The organism is Deltaproteobacteria bacterium, assembly GCA_021737785.1.
Classification (GTDB): Bacteria; Desulfobacterota; DSM-4660; order Desulfatiglandales; family Desulfatiglandaceae; genus AUK324.
Genome location: JAIPDI010000084.1, coordinates 1 through 10771, shown reverse-complemented (window position 1 = coordinate 10771; position 10771 = coordinate 1). Strand labels below are relative to the sequence as shown.

General features: G+C 55.7%; 9 protein-coding genes. 8 read left to right on the top strand and 1 reads right to left on the bottom strand.

The annotated features are described in order from the left end of the window. Positions 1–550: 550 nt before the first annotated feature. A complete protein-coding gene (locus K9N21_23170; protein ID MCF8146818.1) occupies positions 551–784 on the bottom strand; it encodes a type II toxin-antitoxin system Phd/YefM family antitoxin in 234 nt (77 codons plus the stop codon). Positions 785–962: 178 nt separating this feature from the next. On the opposite strand from K9N21_23170, the gene K9N21_23165 reads away from it, so the two are divergent. The 8 genes from K9N21_23165 to K9N21_23130 all read left to right on the top strand — a co-directional run bounded on the left by K9N21_23165 (position 963) and on the right by K9N21_23130 (position 10285). Further along, complete coding sequence (locus K9N21_23165) at positions 963–2255, top strand: TetR/AcrR family transcriptional regulator (protein ID MCF8146817.1); 1293 nt, start codon at positions 963–965, stop codon at positions 2253–2255. Between the two features lie 55 nt (positions 2256–2310). After that, the gene (gene menE / locus K9N21_23160) at positions 2311–3894 is read left to right on the top strand and encodes an o-succinylbenzoate--CoA ligase (protein MCF8146816.1); all 1584 of its coding nucleotides are present in this window, start codon (positions 2311–2313) and stop codon (positions 3892–3894) included. A gap of 93 nt (positions 3895–3987) precedes the next feature. Beyond that, entirely contained in the window at positions 3988–5187 is a 1200-nt protein-coding gene (locus tag K9N21_23155; GenBank protein MCF8146815.1) for a substrate-binding domain-containing protein, read from the top strand. A gap of 348 nt (positions 5188–5535) precedes the next feature. Then, entirely contained in the window at positions 5536–6303 is a 768-nt protein-coding gene (locus K9N21_23150) for an ABC transporter ATP-binding protein (GenBank protein ID MCF8146814.1), read from the top strand. Next, positions 6296–7006 carry an ABC transporter ATP-binding protein gene (locus K9N21_23145; GenBank protein ID MCF8146813.1) on the top strand — a complete coding sequence of 237 codons (711 nt, stop codon included), beginning with the start codon at positions 6296–6298 and terminating at the stop codon, positions 7004–7006. The genes K9N21_23150 and K9N21_23145 overlap by 8 nt, the downstream gene beginning before the upstream one ends. A gap of 11 nt (positions 7007–7017) precedes the next feature. Continuing rightward, complete coding sequence (locus tag K9N21_23140) at positions 7018–8037, top strand: branched-chain amino acid ABC transporter permease (GenBank protein MCF8146812.1); 1020 nt, start codon at positions 7018–7020, stop codon at positions 8035–8037. Positions 8038–8149: 112 nt separating this feature from the next. Then, positions 8150–9274, top strand: coding sequence for a branched-chain amino acid ABC transporter permease (locus K9N21_23135; protein ID MCF8146811.1), 1125 nt, complete (start codon positions 8150–8152; stop codon positions 9272–9274). 156 nt (positions 9275–9430) lie between these two features. After that, positions 9431–10285 (top strand): alpha/beta hydrolase, encoded by an 855-nt coding sequence (locus K9N21_23130; protein MCF8146810.1) that lies wholly within the window; start codon positions 9431–9433, stop codon positions 10283–10285. Positions 10286–10771: the final 486 nt, after the last annotated feature.

The following is a 10771-nucleotide window of genomic DNA, read 5'->3' as shown; positions in this document are numbered from 1 at the left end:
ACGATGTCTACGACGAACCGGGCGAGGTGATTTTCAGGCACCCAGTCATCCACGGATGGCGGCATGAGAAAAAGGGTATCTCGATCACAATCTTTAAACCGTGGCTCCATAGTAATTTAGACCCCTTACGAATTTCGACGACAGTTGATTTAACATGTTGACTTTATTGTTAAAGTCTATCGAAACGTAAAGGGAAAAGCAAGAAAAAAATTCACCGAGGTCATTTTTTTAGGCCGCTTTTTCGGTCGGCAGCTAATGACTCGGCCGTACACGGGCCAATGGCGCATAGTAAGTCCGACAGACTGCTAGAGAAAAAGAGGATTTTTCATTATCCGGCGCCTGTCAGGAGCGGGGAGGAATAAATCCCTCATTGCCCTGCCAAGCCTATTCGAATTCACCAGACACTTTGAATATGTCCATAATTTAAGATTCTTTTATCCTTTGTAAGAATCGTGGCATTCTCTTCTCGCGCCGTTGCCACAATTATCTGATCTGCCGGGTCGTCATGAAAGGGTTTTGGAAGTACAGGTATGGGTATCGAGCAGATATTTCATTGGCATGCTTCCCACACTCCTTCACCCAGCGGCGTTATGATATCCTTTTCAAAAACAAAGGCATCCGCAAGCTTGCCTGGTGACGGCTTCATCTCGGGTTTCCGATGAGGGACCACTTGAACGAGCGGCTTGCCCGTTTTCGTTATTACGATGGCTTCTTGGGATTTCGCAACCTCGTTCAGCACCTGTAGTGCATGCGCTTTGAATTCACTTATGGCCATTGTCTTCATAGGATCACCCCCCCTTCTTTATATAAAATAGTCAATTGAGGTGGTCCAGTAAAGAAATAAATGTCAGGAGTCAATCGTTTCCCTGGGAAGTTGAAACAGGGGTTGAAGAAGATTGTTGTTGCAGGTTTGGCGAAACACCTTTATAAAAAGTGACAGATGATTCACCCATGAGGATCCCATGCTGGAGACTGTCAGCAAATCAAATTCCGAAAGACCCCTGAAGCGCAAGGGCAGGGCCACCCGGGCCGCCATCCTGGACGCGGCCCACGAGGTCTTCAAATCCACGGGGTATTACGGCTCTTCCATATCGGAGATCACGCGGCGCTGCGGGTTCTCCATGGGCACTTTTTACAACTATTTCAAGAACAAGGAACAGGTGTTTCTGGCGTTGAACGACGAGATTGTCTCTCGTTTCAGAAAACGGATCGAGGCCTCCCCGCCTACGGATCTTAAGTTTGAAGAGCGCCTTCGAAGGGTCGTCCGGCTCCTTCTGGACCACACCCGGGACAACTTCGCGTTTCATCGCATTCTCGGGGAATCTGAGTTGATTGACGGGGTGACCATCGCCTACTACGATGCCATCACGCAATATTATCGCGATTTTTTTCACCGGGAGGCCCAATCAGGCAATATTCACCCCCTGGACCCCGATCTCCTCGCCTACGGACTGACCGGCGTCTGCTATTTCCACTCCCTGGACTGGGGCACCGGGGAATCTCCTGACCAGGACGCGCTGGTAGATGGGATTACCGATCTCGTCATCAACGGCATCAGCGGTTCCAAACAATGGAATATTCCGAAAGAACAGGATATCTTCTCGCTCCCGGCGCCTGTCCCCCTGCATACGGATGATCACGCTCCTTTGACCAAAGGGGAAAAGACGCGACAGTTCATCCTGAATGCCGCAGAAAAGGTGATCGGGCGCCATGGGATCAATCGGGCCAGTATCTCTGAAATCACCCGTGAGGCGGGCGTGGCCCAGGGAACCTTCTATATCCACTTCAGCAGCAAGAGCGATCTCCTTGAGGAATTCGTCCGATACATCAACCATGAAATGCGGCGTGAGATCCAACGGTTTGTGGCCGGGGTAGGGGACAGAAGGGATGCCGAACGGGTGGGCATGCGGGTCTTTTTCCGATTTATCCGTCAACACCGGCAGATCTATCGCGTCGTGCCGGAGTGCGAAATGATCAGCCGCGGCGTGGCCCTGTGGTACTACCAGACCCTGGCAAAAGGGTATGTGGAGGGATTGAAAGAGGGGATCCGACGGGGCGACATCCGTGATATTCCGGCCCCCTTCGCGGCCCGGTCCCTGATGGGCCTTATCCATTTCGTGGGCCTTAAGAAGATCATCTGGAGTCCGGACCCGGAGGCCGATATGGACCGCCGGCTGTTTGGAGATCTCACGCGCTTTGTCCTCTTCGGGCTCAAGGGATCCCGGGCAGGGGTCGATTTTTCTGTTGACACATAGAGAAGAAGCCTATAAAAATTGACAGTTGATTCATATTTCAGACTGGAATGGCCCCATGGTGAAACTGGACGGAAAAGTGGACATGGCAGTCGGCGCCGGTTCCGGCATCGGATCCTGGTTAACCAAGAGGCAACTGCTCACCCCGGCCGAGGAGGCCGTGGTGGATGGAGAGAAACATCTTACCTATTGTCAATTGAACCAACGGGTCAACCGCCTTGCCCACGGGCTTCAGGCCCTGGGGGTACAAAGCGGCGACCGGATCAGCATCCTGGCCTACAACTGCTCGGAATTCGTGGAGGTCATTATGGCCGCCGCAAAACTGGGCGCGATCCTGGTACCCCTCAACTGGCGGCTTACCCCGGCGGAACTGTCATATATCCTTAACGACAGCGTTGCCCATATGCTTTTCTTTCATCCTGAACTGGCGACCCTTGCCCAGGGGGTGAAAGAGACGTCGCCCATCAGGCGCTGGATTCTCCTGGATGTTCAGGACATGCACCCCGATATGCCATCGGACATGCCTGCGGCGGAGTCGTATGAATCGCTTCTGCAGGATCGAAGCGAAGAAGAACTCCGGTTGGATCCGGCTCCGGACCTGGATACCCCCCACATTATCATGTACACCGCGGGCACAACGGGCCGGCCCAAAGGCGCCGTCCTCAGCCAGGGGGCCAGTTTCTGGAACGCCGTTAATCTCACCCTGGCCATGGATTTCACCTCCGAAGACCGCAATCTGGCGATTCTGCCCATGTTTCATATCGGCGGCATCGGCCTGTTTACCCTCCCCATGCTTTACCAGGGCGGCACAGTGGTGATTCAACGCACCTTCGAGCCGGCCCAAACCCTTAAGCTCCTCCGGAAAGAAAGGATCACCCTCTTTTTCGGGGTGCCTTCCACATTTCTTTCCCTGATTCAACATCCGGAATTCAAGGCCGAGGTCTTTGAAAGGGTCCGTGTGGTCATGAGCGGGGGCGCCCCCTTGCCTGTCAGCCTGATTTACCGATATCAGGAAGCCGGAATTATCCTGCAGCAGGGCTTCGGCATGAGCGAAGCGGCGCCCTCCATCGCCACGCTGAGCAGGGACCTGGCCATCCAAAAGGCCGGTTCCATCGGAAAGGCCCTGAAGCACGTGGAGGCGCGGGTGGTGGACGATCAGATGATGAACGTACCGCAAGACCACGTGGGCGAACTGGTGATCCGGGGTCCCAACCTCATGCAGGGGTACTGGAATAAACCCGAGGCCACAAAAGAGGTATTTTCCGGCGGATGGTTCCACACGGGCGATCTGGCCCGGATGGACCCGGAAGGCGATCTGACCATTGTTGAGAGGAAAAAGGATATGTTCATTTCCGGCGGCGAAAATGTCTATCCCGCCGAGGTGGAGAATGCCGTTTACGAGCTTCCGGAGGTGGCCGAGGCGGCAGTTATCGGTATCAGGGATGAACGCTGGGGAGAGGTTGGAAAGGCGGTGGTGGTCCTCAAGGAGGGCAAGCAACTGAAGCAGGAGGACATCATCTTTCACCTCAAGGGAAGGCTTGCAAAGTACAAGATTCCCAAAGGCGTGGTCTTTACGGAAGTCCTTCCCCGCAATGCCGCGGGCAAGGTCCTGAAGACCCAGCTCAGGGATACGCTTGGGTAATCCGGGGATCCCAAAGCCTGTGCTTCAGACAGACCAAAGGGCAATTCCGGAGGGCAACATCAACTTCATTTCTTAAAGCAAAGGAGGGGAACAATGGATGCGAGAAAAGCGGCAGGGGTTCTGTTGGCGGTTTGTTTGGTGCTGGGCGGTTTGAGCACAGGTGCAATGGCAGCGGACCCGATCAAGATCGCCCAGGTCGTGAGCGTGACCGGGCCCCTTGAGGTGTACGCCAAACAGTCCACCACCGGTTTTGAGATGGGTCTTGAATATGCCACCAAAGGGACCATGAAGGTCCTGGGCAGGCCCATCCAGGTCATCACAAAGGACACCCAAGGCAAACCCGAGGTGGGGAAACAGATGCTTACCGAGGCCTTTAAGGATGACCAGGTCGATCTGGCCGTCGGAGGGGTGTCGTCCGCGGTAGCCAAGGCCATGCTCCCTGTGGCCGAGGAATTCAAAAAGATCTTGATCGTTGAACCGGCGGTGGCGGATTCCATCACGGGCGAGGACTGGAACCGGTATATCTTCCGCACCGGCCGCAACTCCTCCCAGGACGCCATCTCCAATGCGGTCGCCATCGCCAAACCCGGAGTGATCATCGCCACCCTGGCCCAGGACTACGCCTTCGGCCGCGACGGGGTCAAGGCCTACAAGGAGGCCGCTGAGGCCAAGGGAGCCAAGGTGGTGCATGAGGAATATGCGCCCATCAACACCAATGATTTCACCGCGCCGGTACAGCGGATCATCCAGGCCATGAAAGATAAAGAAGGCGACAAGTATATCTTCATTATCTGGGCGGGCAAGGGGAACCCCTTCAAGATCGCCCAGATGAAGCTGGATGAAAAATACGGCATCAAGATCAGCACCGGCGGAAACATCCTGGCCGCCCTGGCCCTGTACAAACCCCTGGAAGGGATGAAAGGGGCCATCTACTACTATTATGAGATTCCAAAAAACGAGATAAATGACTGGTTTGTGAAGGAACACATGAAACGCTTCAATGCCCCGCCCGACTTCTTTACCTGCGGCGGATTTGCAGCGGCCGTGGCCGTGGTCTCGGGACTCGAGAAGGCCGGAGGCACGGACACGGAAAAATTGATTACCGCCATGGAAGGGATGCACTTCCAGACCCCCAAGGGCGAAATGGTCTTTCGGCCCGAGGATCACCAGGCCCTCCAGTCCATGTACGCCTTTAAGATCAAGGTGGATCCCGATGTCAAGTGGGCCATCCCCGAGCTGGTGGAAGAGTTGACCTGGAAGGATATGGATATTCCCATCCGGAACAAGAAATAACCCGGCAAGCCCCACCCGGCGCCTCCCAGACCGAGGGAGGCCTTGGGTGGGAGCAGGCAGTAGGCAGTAGGCAGGAACGCGTAACCGGCGGCAAGCAACCAGAGGTCGGAAGAAGAAGGTGAGAAGTTGAGAGGGTCAGAGGGTGAGCCCCCTGCCAGCAATCCCGCGTAACGCGGGATCTCCGCTTCGCTCCGACCAGTAACGAGCACCGAGTAACGAGTAACAGGGTGAAAGCTCAAGGCTCAAAGCTGAAAGCAGGATAGAAACCAAGAAGCGGTATCCACTAACCAGTAACGAGAAACCAGTATCAAGTATCCAGAACCCAGCATCCAGACACGGGGGAACGGAATGGACCATTCACCGATTATCGAAACCAGGGACCTGACCATCCGTTTTGGTGGCAATGTTGCCGTGGACAGGGTCAACCTCAAGGTGGCGCCGTTCTGCCTCAAGTCCCTCATCGGACCCAACGGGGCGGGAAAGACCACGCTGTTCAATCTCATCAGCGGCCAGTACAAACCCACCTCCGGAAAGATCCTGTTTAAAGGGAAGGACATTACCCGTCTCGGGCCGGCAGACCGGACTGTCCTGGGGATGGGACGGTCCTTTCAGCTGACCAACATCTTCCACTCCCTGAACGTGCTGGAAAACGTGCGCCTGGCCCTTCAGTCCAAGGCCGATCTGGGGCTTGTATTCTGGCGCCACTACCGGTCCTACAGCGATCTGGAAGACCGGGCTTACGAGCTGTTGAAGCAGGTCCTTCTGGGGGACCGGTGGGCCGATGCGGCCGAAAGTCTTACCCATGGGGAGCAGCGCAAACTGGAAATCGCCATCCTTCTGGCCCTCAACCCGGAGGTGCTGCTCCTGGATGAGCCGACCGCAGGCATGAGTCTGGAGGAGGTCCCGGCCATTCTGGAGATCATCCAGGAGATCAAGGCGGGCGGGAACCGGACCATTCTGCTGGTGGAGCACAAGTTCGACATGATCATGACCGTTTCCGACACCATCGCCGTCCTCAAAGACGGTGCTCTCATATGCGACGGCCCTCCGGACGCTGTCGCCCAAAACCAGGAGGTCCAGGAAGCCTATCTGGGCGGAGGGCTCACCCATGGCTGAACCGATCTTATCTCTGAAGGATGTCCACACCTACATCGGGCAGCACCATATTCTCCAAGGGGTATCCCTTGACGTAAAACCGGGGAGGGCCACGGTGCTGGTGGGACGAAACGGCGCCGGCAAGTCCACCACCCTGCGGACCGTCATGGGGCTGTATCCCGCCAGATCCGGGAGCATCGTGCTGGATGGACAGGCCATACAAGGCCTCAAACCCTTTGATATTGCCCGGCTCGGCATCGGATTTGTGCCCGAGGACCGGGCCGTGCTCTACACCCTGACCGTGGAGGAAAACCTTAGGCTGGCCATGTTCAAGGAGAGTGAAGCGGGCCGGCAACGGATGGAATCGATTTTTCAACTGTTTCCGGACCTCAAGCGGTTTCTCCACTCCAAGGCCGGGGTCCTTTCCGGGGGCCAGAAACAGATGCTCGCCATTTCCCTGGCCCTTGTGCTGGATCATCGCATCGTGTTGATCGATGAGCCCTCAAAGGGTCTGGCGCCGGTGGTGGTGGAGCATCTTGGAAACGCGCTCAACCGGATCAAGGATACGACCACGGTGGTCCTGGTGGAACAGAACTTTTATCTGGCCAGCGTGGTGGGACAGGATTATTTCATCTTAGACGACGGACGTGTTGCCCACCAGGGCCTCATGGAGGACCTGGTGAACGATCATCAATTGAAGCAAAAATACCTGGGAATCGGTTGAGGGGGGAGACAATGGCAACGGACACCGGGCTGGCGATTTCAGACGGCAGGGGAGGTTTTGATGCCGGAAAGTGGGGGGCCTGGATCTTTACCGTGGGGATCTGGTTTATCCCTCTTTTGTGGATCGATGTCATCACCTATATGACCTTGACCATCGCAGGGCTGACCATGGGGGCGCTCCTTTTCCTGACGGCCTCGGGCCTGACCCTTATCTTCGGCCTGATGGACGTGCTCAACCTGGCCCATGGCGCCTTTTTTGTGTGGGGGGCCTATGCCGGATTCTCTCTCCTGAACTATCTCAATACCTGGGGCTGGGTGGAGATGGCCTCCCTGGGCCAGAGCATGGGGAGTCTGGTCCTGGTCCTGCTGACGGCCCTGGTGGTGGGCGGTGTGCTGGGGATCATCCTGGAGAAGGTCATTATTCGAAGGACCTACGGCAATCATCTCAAGCAGATTCTCATTACCATGGGCGCGGCCCTGGTCATGACCGAAATTATCAAGGTCTTCTGGGGACCCAATGATGAGGTCATCCTGGTGCCCGCGGCCTTTCAGGATTCCTGGGACCTCTTCGATATCGTGGTGAACAAGTTCCGGGGGGTGGCCATCGTGGTGGGCGCAACCGTCTTTCTGGTCATCCAGATTGTGCTTCAAAGGACCAAGCTGGGCATCACTGTCCGGGCCGGGGTGGAAAACCGGGAGATCGTCCAGGTCATGGGGTACAATATCCAGCGCATCTTCACCGGGGTATTCGCCGCTGGCGCGGCCCTGGCCGCCATGGGCGGGGTGATGTTTGCCATCTTCAAGGAGCAGTTGTATCCCGGAATGGGGGACGAGACCCTGATCTTCGCCCTGATCGTGGTCATCATCGGCGGCATGGGATCTGTGGCGGGGAGTTTCCTGGGGGCCATAATGGTGGGCCTGGCCTTCAACTATGTGGCCTTCCTGGTGCCGAAACTCGCCCTCGGCGTGAACATCATGATTATGGCGGTGATCCTCCTCATCCGGCCCAACGGGCTTCTGGGGCGGAAATAAACGCGCATATAGAGGTGGCATCCTGCCACGATCGGGGTAGAGGCTGAAAAGCCTCTCCCATAAGATAAACAGGCCCTTATGGGTCTGAACCGTGGTTGAAGGTGGTTTTTTCATGATAGATAAGGGGGAGACAGTGACCGATTTCACTCCGGTGCAACAAGAGAGATTCCAGGATGAGCAAACCCGGTATTCCAGACCGGCGGTTCTCATCCAGATCGTGGCCCTGGCCGTACTGGCCGCGATCCCGCTGATCCTCCCTTCCTTCAGGGTCATGGATGTGGTGGCCAAGATCATGATCTTTACCATTGTTGTGGCATCCTATGACCTGATCCTCGGTTATACCGGCCTCCTTTCCCTCGGGCATTCCATGTTCTTCGGTATCGGGGCCTACTCCCTGGCCCTGGTGATCTACCACTCGGCCGAGCCCTGCTGGTATCATCTCCTTGTGGCTGCGGGCGTGGCCCTGGCCCTGAGTATCGTCCTGGCCCTTGTCATCGCCTTTTTTTCCCTCAGGGTAAAGGCCATCTTCTTTGCCATGATGACCCTGGCACTGGCGGAATTTACCGATATCCTTGCGGTCCAGTGGTATGACCTCACCAGGGCCGAGGACGGGGTTTCCTTCAAACTGCCCGGGATTTTCGACGTGGGCTGGTCCGGTCCCACCCTTGGGGGGATTGAGCTCAACGGCAGGTTCATGATCTACTACTTCATCCTTCTGGTCTCTGTGATTCTTTTTCTCATGATGGTCCGGTTTATCCGATCCCCGGTGGGGAGGGTCCTTAAGGCCATTCGGGATAACGAGCCCCGGGCCACGGCCCTGGGCTACAAGACCTTTCGCTATCAGGTCTTTTCCATCGTGTTCGGATCCGGAATGGCCTCTCTGGGAGGGATCCTTTTTGCCATGTGGCTGGGATATGTCAATCCCGGATCCACCCTGAGTACGCCGATCATGCTCAATATCCTCCTGATGGTCATCATCGGCGGGCTGGGAACCCTGTATGGATCCATTATCGGTGCGGCATTTATCAAGATCACGGAGACCTGGCTCCCGGACCTGCAAAACGCAGCCGAGGCGATCTTTCCCAATATGGTGATCCTTCACCGGCTGGCTGAACGATGGATCCTCTATTTCGGAATCCTGTTCATCCTCGTGGTCTTTTTCTTTCCAAGAGGTTTTGTGGGGACCGCACGGGAGATGATCCGCCGGCGGAGGGCCATGGCACGGAAGGGGCGTTGATCATTTAGAGACTCCCGGAATATTGAGCGGATACAAGATGACCTGTGGCAAAATAATTTGGGACAAAATAATTTCAGAGGCGGAAAAAGCAGAATCTTTTGTGACGTTGCGTGAAACATGTTTGCTTGCGGCTATGCCGCGTCAGGAGGAAAATCGATGACTGAACCGATAATGGCAACCTCTGCGGGCCACGGGGTGAAAATCCAAACGGCCCAATGGGACGGCAACGGGAAACCCATACTCTGCATTCACGGCATTACGGCCAACTGTCGCTGCTGGGACGTGATGGCATCCAGCCTGAGTCCTGCCCACCGTGTGGTGGCCATGGACCTGCGGGGGAGGGGACTTTCGGAGAGTCCGAACACCGGGTACTCCATTGCGCATCACTGTCAAGACATACTCGCGCTCTTGGATGATCTGCAGCTTGAAAAGGCGGTTATCATGGGGCACTCGCTGGGCGCGTTTATCTCCGTGGTTTTTGGGGCGGAGCATCCGGAGCGGGTGGATCGCATCATCCTGGTGGACGGGGGCGGAAAGCTGTCGGATATTCAGATGGCAAAAGTCTTTGTGGGGATCAAGCCCTCCCTGGACCGTCTCGGCCGGGTCTTCCCTTCTTTCGGGGCCTACCTGGACCTCATGAAAAGCGCCCCGTTTTTTAAATCGTGGACCCCGGCCCTGGAAACCTATTACCAATATGAGATTGAAGAAGTGGAGGGCGGGGTTCGATCCAGGATCGATCCTGCACACATCCAGGAAGAACGTGAAAACCTGGGGAAAGTGGATGTATCTCAGTTTTATCAAAAGATTTCCTGTCCGGTGCTGGTCCTTCGCGCCACGGAGGGGATGGTGGCTGAAGACGACCTTCTGCTGCCGCAGGACGTGGTCGAGAGGATGGTTCGGGAGATCCCCCATGCCCGATATGTGGACATACCGGGAACCAATCATTATTCCATTGTGTTTGATCAGAATGGGATGCGGGATCGCGCGATCCTGGAATTCCTCGCCGGGTAATATCCTGAGATTTAGTGACTTATTTCCATGCGTTCTGCCTCAAAAAACAAGTAAGTTTTTACATCTTTTCGCGAGTCCCGCCTTGGCGGGATTGGATGCGGTTATCCGCGTTAGAATCTTTGTTTGCAATCCCGCCCTGCGGGACAATTTGCGGAGAAGTTTTGGTGAACCGCCAAGGCGCGAGGGACCCCAGTACCATCTACCGGAGCTACGGGGCGGGCGCAAAGAAGTCTTGATGGGGTTGTTCTGATCCTGGAAGAAAGATTCAGGATCAGAACAGACCAAGCCCTGCCGGGCGGTAGTCCGTTATTCGGTAATAGCCTTTGGACAAAAGAATCTTTGTGTCTTGGGTGCGGTGGTTAGACCGCGCTAGGGCATAGTCCTCAGAGTTTTTCATTTAATTGCCAGAATTCCTTAACTTTAGGCACTTTAGATCACTTTAGACATTTTAGTCACTTCTGGGTTGCGGGCACAGCCCGCATTAGG

What these genes read in the sequence shown, in the direction of transcription:
- K9N21_23170 (MCF8146818.1), bottom strand. Translation starts at nt 784, where the DNA reads ATGAAGACAATGGCCATAAGTGAATTCAAAGCGCATGCACTACAGGTG.
- K9N21_23155 (MCF8146815.1), top strand. Translation starts at nt 3,988, where the DNA reads ATGGATGCGAGAAAAGCGGCAGGGGTTCTGTTGGCGGTTTGTTTGGTG.
- K9N21_23145 (MCF8146813.1), top strand. Translation starts at nt 6,296, where the DNA reads ATGGCTGAACCGATCTTATCTCTGAAGGATGTCCACACCTACATCGGG.
- K9N21_23135 (MCF8146811.1), top strand. Translation starts at nt 8,150, where the DNA reads ATGATAGATAAGGGGGAGACAGTGACCGATTTCACTCCGGTGCAACAA.
- K9N21_23130 (MCF8146810.1), top strand. Translation starts at nt 9,431, where the DNA reads ATGACTGAACCGATAATGGCAACCTCTGCGGGCCACGGGGTGAAAATC.
- K9N21_23140 (MCF8146812.1), top strand. Translation starts at nt 7,018, where the DNA reads ATGGCAACGGACACCGGGCTGGCGATTTCAGACGGCAGGGGAGGTTTT.
- K9N21_23165 (MCF8146817.1), top strand. Translation starts at nt 963, where the DNA reads ATGCTGGAGACTGTCAGCAAATCAAATTCCGAAAGACCCCTGAAGCGC.
- K9N21_23150 (MCF8146814.1), top strand. Translation starts at nt 5,536, where the DNA reads ATGGACCATTCACCGATTATCGAAACCAGGGACCTGACCATCCGTTTT.
- menE (MCF8146816.1), top strand. Translation starts at nt 2,311, where the DNA reads ATGGTGAAACTGGACGGAAAAGTGGACATGGCAGTCGGCGCCGGTTCC.